We start from the raw sequence: 19,903 nt of genomic DNA, 5'->3' as shown, positions 1-19,903 counted from the left end.
GACAAACGCCATTGCGCTATAATTGACATTTAAAAGAAATTTTATGCTGAAGAAAATTCTGAAAATTACGGGTATAACGCTACTGATTTTAATCATCTTGCTTTTTAGTGCGCCGATACTTTTTAAAGAACAAATCATTGAAAAAGTAAAAAAATCGATAAACGAATCGGTTGCTGCGGATGTGAATTTTAGTGATGTCGATTTATCGCTGTTGCGGAATTTTCCGAATGCATCGGTACGCCTAACCGATTTTAAAATCATCAATAAAGCGCCGTTTCAAGGCGATACGCTGGTCTCTGTCGGTGAAATTTCTTTAAAGATGTCGATTTCCGAATTGTTCAAATCAGAAAACGAACCGATTGTTATTCAGTCTTTTGCAACAGAAAATGGCGTAGTGAACATTCGTTATAACAAAGACGGTATTTCTAATTTTGACATTGCTTTAAAAGACGAAAGTGAAAAAGATGACAAAGAAAGCAAGCCACTGAATTTATCAATAGATAATTACGAAATCAAAAATTATAAAATCACTTACACCGACGAACGTTCGGGCGTTTTCGCGAGGATAGATAGCTTAAATCATTCGGGAATTGGCGACTTTGCCTCTGAAAAATTGGATTTAGAGACCAAAACTTCGGCAAAAATTACCGCTGGAATGAACAAAGACACCTATTTAAACAATGTGGCTTTCGGACTTGATGCGGTATTAGGTTTGGATTTGAAAAACAGTGTGTATCAATTCAAAGAAAACAAAGCTAAGATTAACCAATTGGAATTGAACTTCGACGGATCGTTGGCGATGAAAGAAAATCAACAGATTTACGACCTTACTTTCAGCACCTTAACATCCGATTTTGTAAACTTCCTCGCGTTAATTCCTGAGAAATATTCCGGCAATTTAAAAGATGTTTCGACCTCAGGAAAGCTTGTGCTAAAAGGATTTGCCAAAGGAGTTTTGAGCGAAACCGAAATTCCGAAATTCGCGGTAGAAATGAAAACCGATGGCGCATCGTTTAAATACGCATCGATGCCTAAATCGGTACAAAATATTTCAATTGATGCCAAAATTGAGAACGACAGCGGCAATGTGGATGACACGTTTTTGGCGATAAATCAGTTTAACTTTCAGATTGATCAGGATGTTTTTTCCTCGAAAGCGACAGTGAAAAATTTAACTGGAAACCAATTGGTAGACGCTGCCGTGAAAGGGAAAATCAACTTAAGTAATTTTGCAAAAGCGTATCCGGTAAAGTTAGATACGCCCTTAAGTGGCATACTTACTGCCGATTTACAAGCCGCATTTGATGTGGCATCGGTGCAAAACGCACAATACGAAAAAGTAAAGAGCAGCGGTACGGCTTCGTTGAGCGGTTTTACCTACACGACCGAAGACAAAAAGAAATATTACATCAAAAACAGCAGTTTAGCTTTTAATCCGTCGCAAATAAAATTAGAGAATTTAGAAATGACGACGGGAAAAACCGATTTGCGTGCCAGTGGAGTGATTCAAGATTTTTACGGTTACGCTTTCGCGAATAAGAACTTGAAAGGAAATTTCACACTTTTCTCTAATTCGTTATCCACCAGCGACTTTATGTCGGCAACACCAGCCACAACAACTGCTTCGGCACCAAAATCGGAATTAAAAATTCCCGCCTTTTTAGATTGCAGTATTTCGGCAAAAATCAATACGTTGTATTACGACAATTTAACCTTGCGCAATAATTCGGCTACAGCAATTATTAAAGACGAAAAAATTCAGATTAAAGACTTCAAAACCAATGTTTTTGGTGGATCGATTGGTGCTAACGGTTCGGTTTCTACCAAAACAAAACAGCCACTGTTTGATATGGCTTTGAAAATGAATCAAGTAGATATCAACCAAACGTTCACACAATTGGAAATGATGAAGAATTTAGCGCCAATTGCGGGAGCTGTAAACGGTAAAATTAATACGACGATCGATTTAAAAGGAGCTTTAGATGCACAAGAAATGACTCCCGTTTTATCGACGATTACGGGCGATTTATTCGGACAGTTTTTATCGACGACTATTAACGAAAAGAATGCCGGCTTTTTAACTAGTTTATCGAGTTCGTTGAAATTTATCGATGTATCGAAAATTAACCTCAACGATGTAAAAGCTAATTTATCGTTTGCCAACGGAAAGGTAAATATCAAGCCATTCAACTTAAAATACCAAGATATTTCGGCGGTTATTGGTGGTTCGCATGGTTTTGATCAGGTAATGAACTACGACCTAAAATTGAATGTTCCGGCTAAGTATTTTGGTTCGGAATTGAATAAACTTGCAGCGAAAATTACACCTGCCGACATGGCGAAGTTGGACAACGTACCGATAAATACCGTTCTTACCGGATCTTTTAGCAAACCAAAGGTAAGTACCGACATGAAAGCTGCTGTTACGAATTTGACGAATCAATTGGTGAAAAAGCAAAAGGATAAGCTTATCGATAAAGGTACTACAGCCTTAGACAATTTAATTTCTGGAAATAAAAAAGACACTACAAAGACCAATTCTACAAAGACAAAAGCAAAAAATTTGTTGAACGGTTTATTGAATAAGAAGAAAAAGGAGTAAGTTGTTGAAAGTATTACTAGATTAGCGTTGCTTTTAAACACTAACAACCAATGCCCAGATTTAGAAAGATTGCTTTTGTTTGCGCAGTAGCTGGCGTCGTTTTTTCGACGATTAACTGCCATGCACAAGAGGCGCAAAAGACCTTGTTTCAGGTTCAAACCGGATTTTTAGGGATGTGGGTTGGCGCTGAATTTCCAGTAACAAAAAACTTTATACTTCGGGCTGAGGCAGGCTTAGATGCTGGTTTTTTCGGCGGAATAAGCAACGATGACAACGGTTTTGTTTTAGCTCCTGTGTTTACTACTGAGCCGCGCTATTACTACAATTTTGGGAAACGCACTGAAAAAGGAAAGCAAACAAGAAATATTCTGGAAACTTTTTTGGAATCAAAAGCTCGTTTCATCCCGATTGGTTTTTGATCAGCGACGTTGCTGATGTAACAATCAATCAACAGCTAACGGTAATACCTAAGTGGGGCATTCGCAGAAACATAGGGAAAACGAACTTCAATTATGAACTTGGTTTTGGTATTGGAAGACGATTTTACCGAAGCGAAAGCGAAACGGCAGCTGATTTGCATTTACGTATTGGTTATACGTTTTAGCAACGAATAAAAGTTAAGCTCCTTATATTCATATAGAAAGCAGTAATATTACCCTTATTAACTAATGCTTGTTGTTTTTTAATAATTATGCAAAACATACACAGAATCATTTCTTACTAAGGAAGACTCTTCACAAAGTTTCAATTCTAGAATATTTTGTGTTGTATTTTATAATAATGCGAAGTTGCTTCGTTGATGCAGGTATTTCGAGATATACTGATATTGGCAAGAATTTTCTCGGTTTCGCCAAAAGTAAAATCATCAATCCTTAAAGACCGCGTTTTCATATATCGTTTTATAGAATTCCAAAAGTAAGTATTCTTTTGAATGGAAAAGCAATGCAAAAATCATAACTTTTGCCCTTCTATACTCTTTCTAAGCTTATTACCTACCATGCTCTTGATAAATAACATAAGAAACGAACTACAATCTATGGTCTTGGACAAATCCAACATTCCAAAAAATCAAAAGTAAATTTGAGCTACTGCTCCGGAAAGCTGAATTGCCTAATGCTGGATTTTGGAGCCCATTACTGTCTATCAAGTGCAAAGTTCTTTATTATAAGACACTCGAATTCTGCAATTTAAATAGTGTTAGGCAAAAAAGTTGTTATTCATAGCGCTTTTATGATTTTATTCTAGTGTCGTAGATAAAATCTTCAATGTTTACAATTTTAAAAAGCTGACTTTCAGAATGTTCAGGATTTAAAATATAATTATATTCCTGCTGAACAATTGTCGAAGGTATTTTTATTATGGGTTTATCAGCAGTATTTAGCAAATTTGTCCCAAATATTTTTGTTGAAGAAGGTGCAGGAAAATCTTTCCAATTCGGAGGCAAGACCTGGATATCTAATTCTAGAATATTTGTATCTGGTATTTCAATTACAGTAAAACTCAATATTTTAGGTATATCTGATATATTAACATTAACAGTATATTCAAGCAAGGCTAAAGCACGAGATTCTGCTGTGTAAAGACAGGCTGTTCCCACGTTATTCCATCGACCTCCAAATAACTTTGCTCCTGTCACCATTAATTCATTGCTGTATCGGGTATTTCCTAATCTATATACAAGCATAATCTCTAGGAATAAACACCGTACTCAATTCTCCCAATAAGATTTCTGACTTCTTGTCTTCCAAATTGATTATCTAATATATCGTAGGGAGCTTTTCCTCCTAATGCGTGATTTGGTTTAAACATCCAGTCTCTAAATTTGACTTCATCTTCAAAAACTTTGTATCCATACGAATAGATGTCGGCTAAATCTAATATTCTTTCTCCAACCGCAAAGCTATATTTTTGCTCACCTTTTTTCTTTATGAGAGTTGATCGTGTTACAGACAAAACGTGTGACAACTTATCATAATCTAGTTCAGTTCTGACTTTAAGACGCTCTAAATGCGCTTTACTGATGCCTTGATGTAATTTTTCCATCTTCTCAAATGGCGTCATTTGATTTTCAGATTGTTCCATTCCAGAGTAAATTATCGACACTGAAGCAGGATGGCTTACTTTAGCCGTTACTTTTCTAGCAGCCAATCTAGGGCTTACTACGCTCGCTTTTCGTCTAATCGCCATAGTGTATTTTTTCTAAAATTGAAGTATAAATTTACACTTTAGTTATATAAATAGCAAGTTTTATGGTGCTTTTTATGGTACACTTGTTTTTAGTATTGGATTTAACTCAAGAAATACCGCAACGCGTTTGCCTACTTTACGCGAACACTCCTAGTAGGTCGTCATTACTTGTCGTTTTTTTGGCATTTACGAAAGTTTGATTTTTAAACACTTAGTACTGATGAAACTCGGAATTTTTAAAAATTTTTCGCAAAAGAAAGTACGACACGCCGGTAACGCTTGCCGCGGCCGCGATTGAAACGAAAAGCCGTGGCGCCGAAAAGCGCTTGAAACCCGAGTTGTAGCGGCGACCAACGGAAGCCCCAACAACGCGCGGTTGAAACGTTTTTTGGCGACGCGCCTTGCAGTGTAAAGCGCGAGATGCCGCCCAAAAAAATACGCTGAATTAAATTTCGATTTCCACTACGTAACCTTCGTTGCTGCGCACATTGAAGACATTGCCGTTTTCGAAAAGCAGATACTGCCCTTTTATTCCGCTGAGAACGCCTTCGATTTGTGGCGTTTTTTCTAAACTTTGCGATTGCAGCTTTTCGGGATACTTCAAAACCGGATAGTGCAATTGCGTAACTTCTGTAGACGTGTTGTTGATGAACGCCTGCGCTTCTGCGGGAATGAGCGATAAGGCCTGCGCTGCGAAATCGGGTAAGGAAATGTCGGCCACATCGTTTTGCAACATTTTTCGCCAATTGGTTTTGTCGGAAAAAGCGGTTTTGAGGGCAACTTCGCAAATTCCTGCCAAGTATCGATTGGGGACTTCAAGCAGAGACATTGCTGCCGACGCACCTTGATCGATCCAGCGTGTGGGTACTTGCGACTTGCGCGTTACGCCCACTTTTACGCTTGAGGAAGCTGCCAGATATACGACATGAGGTTGTAATTGCACCTTTTGTTCGTAGGATAAATCACGATCGGCAATACCCAAATGCGCTTTGGAGAGCTCTGGGCGCATGATCCAATCGCCCGCAGCCGGCGCCGCAACAAAACAATCGTAGCAAAAACCTTGGCGAAAAATGCGTTTGGCTTTTCCGCAATTCAGGCATTGAAAACCTACAAACTTGATGGACAACGACTTGCCCAATTGCGAATTGAGTTGCAAAAAATCGGATTCGAAAACCAAATAGTAGTTTATAGGATTAGAAAATTCGGTTTGCATTTTCTGCAAAGTTCCTCGATAAAGCATAGCTTAGCGTTTGTTGGATTGCTGTTGTGATTGCAAGCAAAGTTGACATTTTTTTTTATTTTTGAAAGCCTTGAAAGCAATAATACTGTTGTTGCTTTTTTAACCCAGAGCCCTATGCCCTTACCTATTATCAATTCTGTTGCCTCGTGGATTCTCAAAAAGCGCATTCACCAGATTGAATTGTTTATCAAGTATCCGCACGAAGTTCAAGAAGAGCTTTTGCTTTCGTTGGTTCGAACTGCCGAACACACGGTTTTAGGGAAGAAATACGGTTTTGGTTCTATAAAAAGTTATGCGCAATTTGCACGTCAGGTTCCGGTGGTGCAATACGAAGATTTCGAGCCGGAAATCGAGCAATGTCGGCAGGGAGCACACAATGTTTTTTGGCCAACTCCGATAAAATGGTTTGCGAAATCGAGCGGTACTACCAATGCCAAAAGCAAATTTATTCCGGTGTCGAACGAAGCGCTCGAGAACTGTCATTACAAAGCGGGAAAAGATTTATTGTGTTTGTATTTGAACAACAACGAAGATTCGCAGCTATTTGTAGGTAAAAGTTTACGCTTAGGCGGAAGTAAGGAATTGTACGAAAGCAACAATACGTTTTTTGGTGATTTATCGGCGATACTTATTGAAAACATGCCGTTTTGGGCGGAATTTAGTTCGACTCCGAGCAACCGAATTTCGTTAATGAGCGACTGGGAAAGTAAGTTACCGGCCATTGTAAACGAAACGATTAATGAAAATGTAACGAGTTTGGCCGGTGTTCCGAGTTGGATGATGGTTTTGTTGCATCGCGTTTTGGAAACAACCGGCAAAAGCAACTTGCTGGAAATTTGGCCGAATTTAGAAGTGTATTTCCACGGCGGTGTGAGTTTTGATCCGTATCGGGTTCCGTATCGCAATTTAATTCCGTCGAATTCCTTTCAGTATTACGAAATTTATAACGCCAGCGAAGGATTTTTTGCCATTCAAGATTTGAATAATTCGCAGGATTTGCTTTTGATGCTCGACTACGGAATTTTTTACGAGTTTATTCCGATGTCGGATTTTGGAACTGCCGAAGCTACGATTGTTCCGCTGTGGGAAGTGGAAGTAGATAAAAACTACGCGATGGTAATTACCACGAATTCAGGTTTATGGCGTTATCAAATTGGCGACACGGTTCGTTTTACATCGGTGAATCCGTATAAAGTTCGCGTAACGGGGCGCACCAAACACCACATTAATGTTTTTGGTGAAGAATTGATTGTAGAAAACTCGGATCGCGCTATTGCTGCGGCTTGTAAAGGAACGAGTGCTGAAGTAGTTGATTACACGGTGGCGCCGATTTTTATGGACGGAAAATCGAAAGGTGCTCATGAATGGATTATTGAATTTCGAGCAGAACCAACCGATTTCAACGCTTTTTGTTTGTTACTCGACGATACGTTGAAATCGCTTAACTCGGATTACGAAGCCAAGCGAAATATGAATATGACGTTAAATCCGCCGGTGATTCACCAAGCGCGTAAGAACTTGTTTTACGATTGGCTGAAAGCACAAGACAAGCTGGGTGGACAACATAAAATCCCAAGATTATCGAACCACAGAGGCTATATTGAGCAACTCATGGAACTTTAAGTGCAGTATATCGATTTTATAAGCTAGTGCGCAACCGACGGCGTACCTTAGTGGAAAATTAAAATAAATGCTACGCAAAGGTTTGATTATCGCAGTTATTGCTATTGGGGTTAGCAGCTGCGGCAGAAGTGGATGGAGTTGTAAGAACAGGTATTGTCAGACTCCCGACGGTTCACCTTATCAAGAGGTTTCACAAAAAACGAAAGTTTCAGAATAATCCCGGCTTGTCCGGGTTTTTTTATGAATCTAACCGGGTGCCTGTTTTGGGTTTGCGACTCGAGGTTGCGTGCAAACGAAATTTCAAGTCGCGCAAATTCGGCATTTAGCTCTTCTTCAATTGCTTGATATCCTTTCGCAAATCGAGCAACACTTCTTTTAAATTCACGTTCGAAAGATCGTCGGGAATGGCTTCTTTGGTAGTTATGCTGCAACCGAATTCCCAAATTTGAATAATTTCGGAAAGCTTGATTTTATACGGCGCGTAAATAACGTTATCTGAAGCCACAGTAATGCTGTCGTCTTCCTTGTCGGCTAAGCGTTTGTAAGTAATTCCTTCGTTGGCGGTAACCACGATATACGTTTTCCCTTTTCTGATTTCGCCCAAATTATCGATATAGCGCCCAATTACATACGTATTGTCGTTGTGCGGCGGCATGGAATCGCCCGAAATCGGGAACGCCCGATATTTCCCGGGACCCAAAAACGGAATCGAAATTTGCGGTAAACTCTCAATGTATTCCGGATCGCTGTAGCCACTCAAATAGCCCGCTCGTGCCCGATGCGACACCAACTCGATGCTGTTTCTTCCGAACGAATCGACCGTAATGGGCAAAACAATTTTATTGTCGTCGAGCTTAATCAACGACTCAATGTCCACCTTCTTCACGTCGAGCGCCAGCAGTAAATCAATGCTAATGTTGTACAAAGCAGCAATACGCCTGAGCACATCGTAAGGCGGTTCTGCTTTTCCTTCTTCGTATTTAGCGTATCTGCCGCGGGTAATGAACAATGCTTGCGCAACCTTGTCTTGCGACAAGTTTTTCTTGATGCGTAAGTGACGAATGTTGTCTCCGAAAAGGGTCATAAAATTGAGATAATTTATAGCAACAAATATACAAAAGTTTGCTACAAATCGTATTAATTTTGTTCGGTACAAAAAAGAAGGGTTATGATAGAACGAGCAATTGTACATATGGATTTAGACGAATTTTTTGTCTCTTGTGAGAAACGAAACAACAGCCAACTTGCTAATATTCCGTTAATTGTGGGCGGTGGAGACCGCGGTGTGGTGGCTTCTTGTTCGTATGAAGCGCGGAAGTTTGGTGTGCGTTCGGCCATGCCCATGCGAATGGCACTTAAACTGTGTCCGGATGCAAAAGTAATTCGTGGCGACATGGAATTGTACTCCAAACTTTCCCGAGAAGTCACTCAAATTATAGAGGAAGAAGCGCCACTTTTCGAAAAGGCCAGCATCGACGAACATTACCTCGACATTACCGGAATGGATCGTTTTTACGGTTCGTATAAATGGACCACCGAGCTTGCGCAAAAAATTGTTCGCGAAACCGGTTTGCCAATTAGTTTTGCACTTTCCATAAACAAAACCGTTTCCAAAATCGGAACCGGACAAGCCAAGCCCAAGGGGAAAATCCAAATTCCTCAGTCCGATGTGCGTAGCTTTCTCGATCCGCTTCCCATTCAAAAAATTCCGATGTTGGGCGATGTTACTTACCAATTGTTGTCGCGAATTGGTGTTCGAAACATCAAAACCTTAGCAGAAATGCCCGTGGAAGTCTTGCAGCAACTCATCGGAAAAAACGGCATCGAACTTTGGAAAAAAGCCAACGGCATCGATTACAATCCGGTGGAACCCTATCGCGAACGCAAATCGCTTTCCACCGAACGCACGTTTGAACAAGACAGCATCGATGTAAAAGCCATGCGGTCTTTGCTTACCGCGATGTGCGAAAAGTTAGCACACCAATTGCGTACCGAGCAGTGGCTTACTTCGTGTGTGGTCGTGAAAATCAAATACGCCAATTTTGATACCGAAACCCGGCAAGCGTCTCTGCCTTACACCGCTGCCGACCACGTAATCATTAAAACGGCGCACGAACTCTTCGAAAAAAATTACCAACGGCGCATGCGTGTTCGTATGCTCGGCGTAAACTTAAAAGGTTTGGTGCACGGCAATTATCAAATCAATCTTTTTGAAGATACGCTCGAAATGTTGGCGCTTTACCAAGCCATGGACAAAATCAAACTCCGATTCGGATTTAAAGCTGTAGGTCGGGCCGAAACCATCCTTAAAGACAATTTGTAATGTACCTCAATTGCCACTCGTTTTACAGCCTTCGCTACGGAACTATTCCGCTGGAAGAATTGGTAAACCTTGCCGTAAAACAAGGCGTTAAAGCTTTGGCACTAACCGACATCAACACCATTACAGGTATTTACGACTTCAAAAAAGCGTGCGATCAGGCCGGAATCCAAGCGGTAGTTGGTGTCGAGTGTCGAGCAAATCACCAACTTAAATTCATTGCATTAGCACAAAACACTACCGGACTTACCGAAATCAATCGGTTTATAACGCATTGCAATCTCAACAACATCGAAATTCCCGACAGCGCGCCGGAGTTTAAGAACGTTTTTGTGATTTATCCGCTCGAAAACCAACCCGAAACCCTGCGCGATTTCGAGTTTCTAGGCTTCAAACCTTCGCAAATTTCACAGTGTTATAAATACGATCGCGGTTTTTTGAGCAGTCGAGCCGTAGTGCTGCAACCGGTAACGTTCCGAAATAAAACCGAATACGAACTGCATTGCATACTCCGCGCCATCGATCTAAACACCTTGCGTTCGAAACTGCAACCGCAAGATCACGCACACTTTTCCGAACAACTCGTGCAACCGACACGTTTAGAACGCTACTTCGCCGATTATCCCGAACTCGTGGCAAATACGTACAAAATTTTATCGGCTTGCCAGTTCGAATTCGAATTCAGAACACCTAAAAACAAGCAAAACTTCACCGGAAGCAAAGAAAGTGATGCGCAACTGTTGCGAAAACTCGCCTACGAAGGTCTGGAAAAACGCTACGGCGCTAAGCATGAAGCGGCACAAGCACGAGTCGAAAAAGAACTAAAAGTAATCGACGAGCTGAACTTCAACGGCTATTTTCTCATTACGTGGGACATCGTACAATTCAGCAACAGTCGGGGTTTTCTGCACATTGGTCGCGGCAGCGGAGCCAACAGTATTGTGAGTTACTGCCTCGGAATTACAGACATCTGTCCCATTGAACTCGATTTGTACTTCGAACGTTTCCTGAATTTGAATCGGAAAACACCGCCCGATTTCGACATCGATTGGTCGTGGAAGGAACGCGATACGATTCTCGAATACATCTTCGAAAAATACGGCCCCAATCATGTGGCGTTTTGCGGAACCAATGTCGAATTCAAATACCGTTCAATTATTCGAGAAGTCGGAAAAGTGTACGGCCTTCCGAAAGAAGAACTCGATTTCCTGGCTACGCATCCGCTTACGGTACACGATAAAAATCAGGTAGTGCAACTGGTGCACGAATTCGGAACCTTACTCGAAAAATACCCCAACCAACGCAGCATGCACGCCTGCGGTATTTTGATTTCCGAAGAACCCATCACCAACTACAGCATTTTGGAACGGCCGCCCAAAGGTTTTCCAATTGTACAATTCGACATGCATATCGCCGAAGATGTGGGCTTCGATAAATTCGATATTTTGAGTCAGCGCGGCATCGGACACATCGACGATTCGGTGAAGTTAATTGCCAAAAACCAAGGCATTACGGTAAACATCCGAGATACGCGCTTGTCGAAAAACGAAGCAAAAGCCAACGAATTTTTGAGTCGCGGCCAAACTATCGGCTGCTTTTATATCGAAAGCCCGGCTATGCGTGGGTTACTGCGCCGACTCAAGTGCGACAACTACAAAACGCTCGTCGCAGCTTCGTCGATCATTCGCCCGGGAGTTGCCCAATCGGGGATGATGAAAGAGTACATTTTCCGACACAATTTTCCCGACAAGTTCGAGTACTTTCATCCGGTTTTCGAACAGCAGCTCGGCGAAACGTACGGCATTATGGTGTATCAAGAAGACGTGATCAAGATTGCGTTACACTACGGCGGTTTACCTGCTACCGACGGCGATGTGCTGCGCCGAGCCATGAGCGGAAAAGGACGTTCGAAGGCAGCGTTGCAAAAAGTAAAAGACCATTTTTTTGAATGCTGTGCCAAACAAGGACATCCGCTGGAGTTGAGCAAAGAGATTTACCGACAAATCGAATCTTTCGCCGGCTACTCGTTTTGCAAGGCACACTCGGCTTCGTACGCGGTCGAAAGTTACCAAAGTTTGTACCTCAAAGCCTACTTTCCGATCGAGTTTATGGTAGCCGTAATCAACAACCAGGGCGGTTTTTACCGCACCGAAGTATATGTGCACGAAGCCCGAATGGCGGGAGCGCAAATCGAAAATCCCTGCGTGAACAACAGCGAAATTCAAACCACCGTTTACGGAAAAGTGGTGTACTTGGGCTTTATGCACTTGGAAGGTTTACACGCTAAAGTGGCGGCCGATATCGTTGAAAATCGCGCGCAGTTTGGTCCGTTTCAATCGCTCGAAAATTTTATCGAACGCGTTCCCATCGGCATCGAAAACCTACAAATTCTCCTATTTATTGGGGCATTTCGCTTCACCGGACTTTCAAAAAACGAGTTGCTTATCCGGGCACGCATGATCTTAGTGAACTTCAAACCGGAAGACCGCAACTGGAAACTTCTTGCCGAGCCCATCAAGCCTTTTAAACTTCCGGACTTGCCGCGCAGTGTTTTTGAAGACGCCTTCGACGAGATCGAACTGCTCAACTTTCCGGTGTCTTGTAGTCCGTTTGACTTACTGAAAACCAAGTACAGAGGCGATGTGCTGGCGCGCGATCTGAACGCCTACCACAAAAAAACGGTGCGCATGTTGGCGTATCTGGTTTCTCGAAAACACGTTCCGACCAAATTGGGGTCGATGTATTTCGGAACTTGGATCGATGTAGAAGGTACTTTTTTCGATACGGCACATTTTGCCGATTGCCTGCAAAAATACCCGTTTCAAGGCGGCGGCTGCTATTTGTTGTTGGGCTTTGTGGAAGTCGACTACCATTTTCCCACCATCACCGTTCAAAAAATGGCCAAGATGCCGTTTATTCCCGATCCGCGCTTTTCGGCAAGCAATTCCCGAGCGTACACAACGCAGCAAAACATGCGCGAAGACGTGAGCCTCACACACCGAAAACCCTATCCGCAGGAACACGAAATTAATTTACCGAGACAACGGATGAAGATTTAAGCGCTGCAAATCGTTTGAAAAGGCGCAGATTCGACTTTGTTATTTTCCATTTGTAATATTGCAATATTACCTCGTGTAATATAATTGTAAATCAATCATTTAATAAAAATAAACACTCGCAAATTTCAATTACTCTCATCAACTATAACGCTAACGCTTATTTTTTTAATTTGGGCGTTTCGGCGGCTCATTCACTGGAAAAACCGAAACAGCCGCCGCCGGTTGCTTGCTGCAATAAAAACGCCAAATCGCTTTTCGGCTAGGCAGTAAACGGGCTTCCGTTGGTCGCCGTTTAAACGCAAAACCAATAAATCATTCCAAAAAAAAATTGATGTAAGCAAAACAACACGCCAAGCCTCAATAGCTATTTGGCATTTTAATTTACGCGCCGCCACCTAACGCGAAAAACGTTACCGGCGTTCGTTCCCGCGCATAAAAAAACCCGGCGATTGGCCGGGCGTGCTATTATTTCTCTTTGTTAACTTTGGTAATGTACTTTTCCAAAGCCATCGTCATCGAAGGTGCTTCTGGCGATGGTGCCATAATGTCGACACGCAAACCGTGATCCAAAGCTTCTTTTTGGGTAGTCGATCCGAAAACGGCAATACGCGTGTTGTTTTGTTCGAAATCCGGGAAGTTCTTAAACAACGATTTAATTCCCGTCGGACTAAAAAACGCCAGTACATCGTAGTATACATCGGCCAAATCCGACAAATCGCTCATTACTGTTTTGTAGAACGTGGCTTGTGTCCAATCTACTTTCAAACTGTTTAAAACCTGCGGAGCATCGGCATTCAACTGATCTGAAGCGGGCAACAAGAACTTCTCGTCTTTATATTTCTTAATCAAAGGCGACATGTCCACAAAATCCTTCTGACCCACATAAATTTTTCGCTTGCGGTACACCACGTACTTCTGTAAGTAATACGCAATGGCTTCCGACTGGCAGAAATACTTGAGCGTTTCTGGAATTTTATATCGCATTTCTTCGGCAACACGGAAAAAGTGATCTACCGAATTTTTACTCGTCAAAATGATTGCTGTGTAATTGTTGAGGTCAATTTTCTGCAAACGAACATCCTTTGCACTAACACCTTCAACATGAATAAAAGGCCTGAAGTCAATCTTTACTTTTAACTTTTGCTGAAGCTCAAAATAAGGGGAATTTTCTACCTTAGGCTCAGGCTGAGAGACCAAAATTGTCTTCACTTTCATACTAGAAAATTTGTAAATTTTAACTTCTTATAAACCAAGAATAAATAAAAAAATAGGGCGCTATTTCAAGAGCGCAAAGATACAAAATAAAATAAAACACTTTTCGGCTCAATACGTTTTGATAAATCTTCAAAGAATTGAAGTACGTAAGCACGTTTATTGCGATAAACAAGCCCAAAACAATGTAAATGACTGTATTTGTAAAATTATCAAAGTAGAACAAAACGATGTTTACCGGAAGCAATAACAATCCGAGATAGGTCCGGTAACTCACTTTTTGCAAGTTAAAGCCGTCTACAATTTCATCGATGTTAAATGCCGCACCAATGATTTTCTCCGTAAGGAACTTGCCCAAAACAAACACACTCAACAACGTGAACAACCGAATGAACATCAGGTAATCGTAACGCGAAGCCAAGCCAAAGTAGCTTAAGCAAAGTTGTATAAAATAACTGATCGACAACAACTGAACTACAAACAAGGCTATCGTAAACCAGTTCATCAAGTTCGACGGATCTCGGTAAATTTTTAGGTATTTGTCGTTCACCAACAGCTTTAAAAAGTCGGAAAATCGACCCGAAAAGTTGGTTTTTACTACTGTAATTAAAATCAAGCACAACAAAAAGACTAAGGTAACCCAGTCTTTGGCAGCTAAAACGCGCTCTTGAAATACTACAGCCGCTATCATGCCGCAAAAGTACATCATTTAAAGCTTCGTTTATTATCAAATTATTATGATTATGCCCGAACAAATCGTTTATTTTTGCCGCGTAACTTGAAACAAATGCCGGCGGCTCTCGTAATTATACCGACATACAACGAAATCGAAAACATCCATCCGATTATTCGGGCTGTTTTAAACCTACCCGAATCCTTTCATGTACTGATTGTCGATGATAATTCGCCCGACGGAACCGCCAACGCTGTTCGTACGCTGCAACAAGAATATCCAGACAACTTATTTTTAGAATCCCGACAAGGAAAAGCCGGACTCGGCACAGCCTATGTACACGGTTTTAAATGGGCGTTGCAACATAAATACGAGTACATTTTTGAAATGGACGCCGATTTTTCGCATAATCCGAACGATCTGCAGTATCTTTATAAAGCAGCACGCGAAGGTTCAGACGTGGTAATTGGCTCGCGTTACATCACCGGTGTAAATGTCGTAAACTGGCCGTTGAGTCGGGTATTGCTGAGCTACTTTGCCTCGATGTACGTGCGTTTCATAACCGGCATGACCATCAGAGACGCCACGGCGGGCTTTATGTGTTACAAAGCTGCGGTGCTCGAGAAAATCGATTTCAATCGCATCAAATTTGTGGGCTACGCCTTTCAAATCGAAATGAAATACCGCGCGTATTGCAAAAATTTTAAAATAACCGAAGTTCCAATCATTTTCACCGATCGCGCAAACGGCGTGTCAAAAATGAGTGGCTCCATCATAAAAGAAGCCGTATTTGGCGTTATAAAACTTAGAATCAGACACTTGTTTAACCGCTTGTAAACCATGAACACAACACTTATCAAGAATGCAAGAATCGTTAACGAAGGACGTATCCTGGAAGGCGATTTGCTTATCGAAGGTGGTTTAATCGCGGAAATCGGACCGTCCATCTCTGCAAAAACCGCTTCCACAAAAATTATCGATGCGGGAGGAAACTACCTCATCCCAGGTGCCATCGACGATCAGGTTCATTTTAGAGAACCCGGATTAACGCACAAAGGCAATTTATTTACCGAATCGCGCGCAGCAGTTGCCGGCGGGATCACTTCGTTTATCGAACAACCCAACACCGTTCCCAACGCCGTTACGCACGAAATTCTCGAACAAAAATATGCTCGTGCCGCCGAAACGTCGATTGCAAACTACTCGTTTATGCTCGGCGGAACCAACAACAACCTCGAAGAAATTTTACGAACCGACTCCGAAAAAGTAGCCGGACTCAAATTATTTCTGGGATCTTCCACTGGAAACATGCTGGTAGACGACGATGTGGCGCTGGAACGTATCTTTTCTTCAACTCCTTTGCTCATCGCCACACACTGCGAAGACGAAGGAACCATAAAACGAAATCTCGCACAGTACAAAGAAATGTACGGCGACGATATTCCCGTAAAATACCACCACCTCATTCGCAGCGAAGAAGCCTGTTACCTCTCTTCTTCAAAAACCGTTGCTCTAGCGCAAAAAACGGGCGCACGACTGCATGTGTTCCACCTCAGTACAGCTAAAGAAATGGAACTTTTTACCAATAAAATTCCGCTTGCTGAAAAGAAAGTTACTGCTGAAGTATGTATTCATCATTTGTGGTTTTCGGAAGAAGATTACGACACTAAAGGCAATTTCATTAAATGGAATCCGGCGGTGAAAACGGCTGCCGATCGCGATGCGCTGTGGAAAGCCTTGCTCGACGACACTATCGACGTTATTGCCACCGATCATGCGCCGCATACTTTGGAAGAAAAATCGCAACTCTATACCTCGGCACCTTCTGGCGGACCGCTCGTACAGCATGCCGTTGTTGCGATGTTTGAAGCCTATCATCAAGGAAAAATATCGATTGAAAAAATCGTTGAAAAAATGGCGCACAATCCGGCTATTCTGTTCAAAATCAGAAATCGGGGTTTTATTCGCGAAGGCTATGCGGCCGATTTAGCTTTGGTAGATATCGGCTCACCGTGGACCGTGAAACGCGAAAACGTTTTGGCCAGCTGCGGTTGGTCGCCTTTTGAAGGACAAACTTTTAAATCGCGAATAACGCATACTTTTGTGAACGGAAATCTGGTGTACAAAAACTTCAAGATTTTAGAAGCCGGTTTGGGTAGTCGCTTATTGTTTGATCGCTAATATGAAAAAACTCGTTATTGTTTTATTGCTGGGTACGTGGCTGTATGGATGCCAATCGAGTTCTGTTCCGGAACCTGAAAACCTCATCGACGAAGAGGATATGGTAGAAATTTACTACGATATGCAGGTTTATCAGGCCATTGATAACAGCATGCCGGGAAAATTAGCGGAAGAAAACATCGTTTTGCCAGAATCGGTTTTCAAAAAACACCAGGTTACGAAAAAGCAATTCGAGGACAGCGATTATTACTACGCGCAAAACATCAAAAAGTACAAGAAGATTTTTGAAGAAGTAAAAGCTAAACTGGAAGAACAGAAAGAAAGCTTGAAAGAAGTGCCTCAAAAGCCGCTTCCGAAACCAAAATCTTAGTTTTTGCTGTAAAATTCGGTCATAGTAGCCACCGTAGTGTCTATGTTTTCGAAGGTAAAGCCGAGCTGTTCTCGTACACTGTCGTTGCTGTACTGATCGAGGCTTAGGGCCGAACGTACCATAGCAAAACTCAAGCGTCGGCGTTTTAAACCAAACAAAGCAGGCAGATATTCGAGTACCGAAGCGGTCCAGAGCATGCCGGCAGAAAGCTGTTTGTTGACTGTCGCCAATCTTGCTGCTGCTCGGATTTTATTGCCGATTTCGAACACACTGTAGTTTCCGGCGCTCAGTATAAATCGTTTTCCGAACAGTTGTTTTGCTTCGAGTTCGAGTAAGGCAGCAACCACATCGGTAACCGAGACAAAAGCAGTGGTTCCCGGAGGAAATCCGTAGGTGTTTTGGGTCGCAAATTTTGTGAGCAAACGGCCCGAATTGTTGCCGAAACCAATTCCTAAAATTACACCGGGATTTACGATTAATACGCGCAAACCTTCCTGTTCGCCGCGCCAAACTTCGATTTCGGCACCGTATTTAGAAATGGAGTAATCGCTGTTTTTGAGCTCCCGATTCCATTCGGCTTCTTCGTTAATAGGTAAGTCAGGCAGCGGCATAGCACCTAAAGCGGCGATACTGCTCACGTGAATGAAGGTTTCTATACCCAAATGCAAGGCACAGTTTACCAAATTGGCCGTTCCTTCGATATTGATTTTCAGTAACTTTTGGTAATCTTTCGGTTCAAAACTCACAAATCCGGAGCAGTTGTAGAGTGTGGTTATGTCGGTTAAGGCTAATTCTAAACTTGGGATGTCGGTTACATCGGCGTAGCGCCAACTTATTTTCTCGAAATCGGCCTGGCGGTTCTCGTGTGCAAACAAGGCTTTAACGCGTGTAATCTTATCCGACTTGCGGTACGTGGCAACAACTTGCTGTTCGCGGGCTGTTAGTGCTAACAGCAAATGCGTTCCTACAAAGCCCGTTCCGCCAACGACAATTTTCATAGCGTAAAAATACGAGTTTTAGCGCAATAGTTTTGTACGCTTGCGTTTTGCTTTTTAGGAAAATGAATTCCGGTTTGTGCTTGCTGGCGCTTTTGCGGATGCCGTGAAAAGAAATGCCCGTTTGGAATTAGGTTGAGGAGTTTGGGCGGGTGTTATTGTTTTCTCAACATTTAAGCTAGTCTGAGATATTTTTCAAACTCATTTTTGTAATGATCACTAGGCAAAGGAAACACTACTTTTCTTCAGCTTTTATTATCGCCCTGGTGATTTCCGTTAAATTTTCAGCGAACCAAGATGGTAGTTCATTTGAAGGGATAGCTGAATATGGAACACCTTGCTTAAGTTTAGCAAGTTCAATATGTTCCACACCCGAAGTGTCAAATATGCGAACACTGTCAAAAAGTGAAAAGTATTTATCAATCTTCTCTAAATTTCCATAATAATTTGATTGAACAGTAAAAGGATCGACATAATGTCCTCCTTCATGGGCTCGCATAATGACACGAGTTTGAGATAAAGCTGCGTCGGTAAGTCCAAAAAAAATGAGATGGATTTTATAGCCTGCGTTTTTAAATTTTTTAGGAACATCCCATGTGGCTTCGTTTGTAAAATGTCCTTCATAGGCAAAATCTAAATTTCTTGCAATTGACTCTTCAACTAATTTCTCAAAAGTTTCGACTACTATTTCAAATGCTCGGTTTTTACATTCATTAAAAGAGCGTACTCCACTTGCCCAAATCTCGCTTCTTTTTTCTATGAACATCTTGTCTCCATCGAATATGGAATCTTTTAATTTACCGGGAATATACTCGGGACCAATAGAAGATTTCCCAGCACCATTAGAGCCAGTAATGATTATTAATTTAGGCATTACTTAATTTGAAAATTTAAGACGCTTTCTTAAGTTGTTTGCTTCAAAAGGACTTAATTCCTTAATGACATTAATATCTCTAGAAGTCGGAACGACAGATACTAATTTTATTATTCCATTTGGATATTCTAAATAGCATTGGTTAGAAGAAAGCTCATCAACATTTATCATAAAAGGAAGTCCAGCTCGAAGCTTCTGTTCTCGTAATTTCTTGACTACGATACTATTCCTATTTGATACGATTCTTTTAATTGCCATAACTCAAATATACAAATTTTAGTTTTAAGAGTTTCTAAAATATTTAATCTCAAAACGGATATTAAAGTTTTTCGGATTTACACCATAAGCAAGCATCGGCTTTTGTGGATTCAGGGCACAGAAATGTTCTTTGAAACTACGTACGGGAGCACGAACGGTTGTTGCGGTTGTACCCAGCTTTTCCGAGCTTAATACTGGAGCACAATGTTGCGCCATGTTTTTCACGATGTACACAATGTTGCCTTCGACACGCTCAGGCTCCAGCGAATTGTGGGTTAAGCCGGGAACATGAAACGTAAAAGGGTGAAC

The 19,903-nt window shown here is 41.8% G+C and carries 19 protein-coding genes; 9 read left to right on the top strand and 10 right to left on the bottom strand.

Features of this window, described 5'->3' with window-relative positions:
- The first annotated feature begins 43 nt into the window (after nt 1–43).
- The gene (locus CHX27_RS07260) at nt 44–2,602 is read left to right on the top strand and encodes an AsmA family protein (RefSeq protein WP_094486097.1); all 2,559 of its coding nucleotides are present in this window, start codon (nt 44–46) and stop codon (nt 2,600–2,602) included.
- Between the two features lie 50 nt (nt 2,603–2,652).
- Nucleotides 2,653–3,021 carry a hypothetical protein gene (locus CHX27_RS07255; protein WP_094486096.1) on the top strand — a complete coding sequence of 123 codons (369 nt, stop codon included), beginning with the start codon at nt 2,653–2,655 and terminating at the stop codon, nt 3,019–3,021.
- An 809-nt stretch (nt 3,022–3,830) separates the two neighbouring features.
- Here the strand turns inward: CHX27_RS07255 and CHX27_RS07240 are convergent.
- The 3 genes from CHX27_RS07240 to CHX27_RS07225 form a co-directional block, all read right to left on the bottom strand.
- A complete protein-coding gene (locus CHX27_RS07240) occupies nt 3,831–4,286 on the bottom strand; it encodes an RES family NAD+ phosphorylase (protein WP_094486094.1) in 456 nt (151 codons plus the stop codon).
- A 5-nt stretch (nt 4,287–4,291) separates the two neighbouring features.
- Nucleotides 4,292–4,789: a type II RES/Xre toxin-antitoxin system antitoxin gene (gene parS / locus CHX27_RS07235; RefSeq protein ID WP_094486093.1), complete on the bottom strand. Its 498-nt coding sequence runs from the start codon at nt 4,787–4,789 to the stop codon at nt 4,292–4,294.
- Between the two features lie 445 nt (nt 4,790–5,234).
- Complete coding sequence (locus CHX27_RS07225) at nt 5,235–6,029, bottom strand: DUF2797 domain-containing protein (protein WP_094486091.1); 795 nt, start codon at nt 6,027–6,029, stop codon at nt 5,235–5,237.
- A gap of 114 nt (nt 6,030–6,143) precedes the next feature.
- Between CHX27_RS07225 and CHX27_RS07220 the strand changes: the two genes are divergently transcribed.
- Nucleotides 6,144–7,652, top strand: a complete 1,509-nt coding sequence (locus CHX27_RS07220) for a GH3 auxin-responsive promoter family protein (protein ID WP_094486114.1) — start codon at nt 6,144–6,146, stop codon at nt 7,650–7,652.
- 67 nt (nt 7,653–7,719) lie between these two features.
- Complete coding sequence (locus CHX27_RS15535) at nt 7,720–7,869, top strand: hypothetical protein (protein ID WP_165764459.1); 150 nt, start codon at nt 7,720–7,722, stop codon at nt 7,867–7,869.
- 105 nt (nt 7,870–7,974) lie between these two features.
- Here the strand turns inward: CHX27_RS15535 and CHX27_RS07215 are convergent, their stop codons facing one another.
- Nucleotides 7,975–8,736: an XRE family transcriptional regulator gene (locus CHX27_RS07215; protein WP_094486090.1), complete on the bottom strand. Its 762-nt coding sequence runs from the start codon at nt 8,734–8,736 to the stop codon at nt 7,975–7,977.
- Nucleotides 8,737–8,823: 87 nt separating this feature from the next.
- Here CHX27_RS07215 and dinB point away from each other — a divergent pair, with 87 nt between their 5' ends.
- Nucleotides 8,824–9,975 (top strand): DNA polymerase IV, encoded by a 1,152-nt coding sequence (gene dinB, locus CHX27_RS07210; protein WP_094486113.1) that lies wholly within the window; start codon nt 8,824–8,826, stop codon nt 9,973–9,975.
- Nucleotides 9,975–13,031, top strand: a complete 3,057-nt coding sequence (locus tag CHX27_RS07205) for a DNA polymerase III subunit alpha (protein WP_094486089.1) — start codon at nt 9,975–9,977, stop codon at nt 13,029–13,031. The genes dinB and CHX27_RS07205 overlap by 1 nt, the downstream gene beginning before the upstream one ends.
- Nucleotides 13,032–13,496: 465 nt before the next feature.
- On the opposite strand, the gene CHX27_RS07195 is transcribed toward CHX27_RS07205, so the two are convergent.
- Nucleotides 13,497–14,246, bottom strand: coding sequence for a uroporphyrinogen-III synthase (locus CHX27_RS07195; RefSeq protein ID WP_094486087.1), 750 nt, complete (start codon nt 14,244–14,246; stop codon nt 13,497–13,499).
- A gap of 19 nt (nt 14,247–14,265) precedes the next feature.
- Nucleotides 14,266–14,952 carry a DUF4271 domain-containing protein gene (locus tag CHX27_RS07190; protein WP_243388972.1) on the bottom strand — a complete coding sequence of 229 codons (687 nt, stop codon included), beginning with the start codon at nt 14,950–14,952 and terminating at the stop codon, nt 14,266–14,268.
- A 78-nt stretch (nt 14,953–15,030) separates the two neighbouring features.
- Here CHX27_RS07190 and CHX27_RS07185 point away from each other — a divergent pair, with 78 nt between their 5' ends.
- From CHX27_RS07185 to CHX27_RS07175, 3 genes are read left to right on the top strand one after another with little or no spacing between them, the layout of a single operon-like run.
- Nucleotides 15,031–15,753: a polyprenol monophosphomannose synthase gene (locus tag CHX27_RS07185; protein WP_094486112.1), complete on the top strand. Its 723-nt coding sequence runs from the start codon at nt 15,031–15,033 to the stop codon at nt 15,751–15,753.
- A 3-nt stretch (nt 15,754–15,756) separates the two neighbouring features.
- On the top strand, nt 15,757–17,097 hold the full coding sequence (locus CHX27_RS07180) for a dihydroorotase (protein WP_094486085.1): 1,341 nt from the start codon (nt 15,757–15,759) through the stop codon (nt 17,095–17,097).
- A 1-nt stretch (nt 17,098) separates the two neighbouring features.
- Nucleotides 17,099–17,467, top strand: a complete 369-nt coding sequence (locus CHX27_RS07175; protein ID WP_094486084.1) for a DUF4296 domain-containing protein — start codon at nt 17,099–17,101, stop codon at nt 17,465–17,467.
- Here CHX27_RS07175 and CHX27_RS07170 read toward each other — a convergent pair.
- From CHX27_RS07170 to CHX27_RS15530, 4 genes are all read right to left on the bottom strand, one after another.
- Complete coding sequence (locus CHX27_RS07170) at nt 17,464–18,465, bottom strand: NAD-dependent epimerase/dehydratase family protein (protein WP_094486083.1); 1,002 nt, start codon at nt 18,463–18,465, stop codon at nt 17,464–17,466. The genes CHX27_RS07175 and CHX27_RS07170 overlap by 4 nt on opposite strands.
- A 232-nt stretch (nt 18,466–18,697) precedes the next feature.
- Entirely contained in the window at nt 18,698–19,336 is a 639-nt protein-coding gene (locus CHX27_RS07165) for a zeta toxin family protein (protein WP_094486082.1), read from the bottom strand.
- A 3-nt stretch (nt 19,337–19,339) separates the two neighbouring features.
- Entirely contained in the window at nt 19,340–19,594 is a 255-nt protein-coding gene (locus CHX27_RS07160; RefSeq protein WP_094486081.1) for a hypothetical protein, read from the bottom strand.
- A gap of 24 nt (nt 19,595–19,618) precedes the next feature.
- Nucleotides 19,619–19,903: hypothetical protein (locus tag CHX27_RS15530; RefSeq protein WP_165764458.1), on the bottom strand; the 285-nt coding region annotated here is incomplete at its 5' end.

The organism is Flavobacterium aurantiibacter, assembly GCF_002251775.1.
In the GTDB taxonomy this organism is placed as follows: domain Bacteria; phylum Bacteroidota; class Bacteroidia; order Flavobacteriales; family Flavobacteriaceae; genus Flavobacterium; species Flavobacterium aurantiibacter.
The sequence above is the reverse complement of the archived record's forward strand: the minus strand, read 5'-3'. Positions and strand labels throughout refer to the sequence as shown.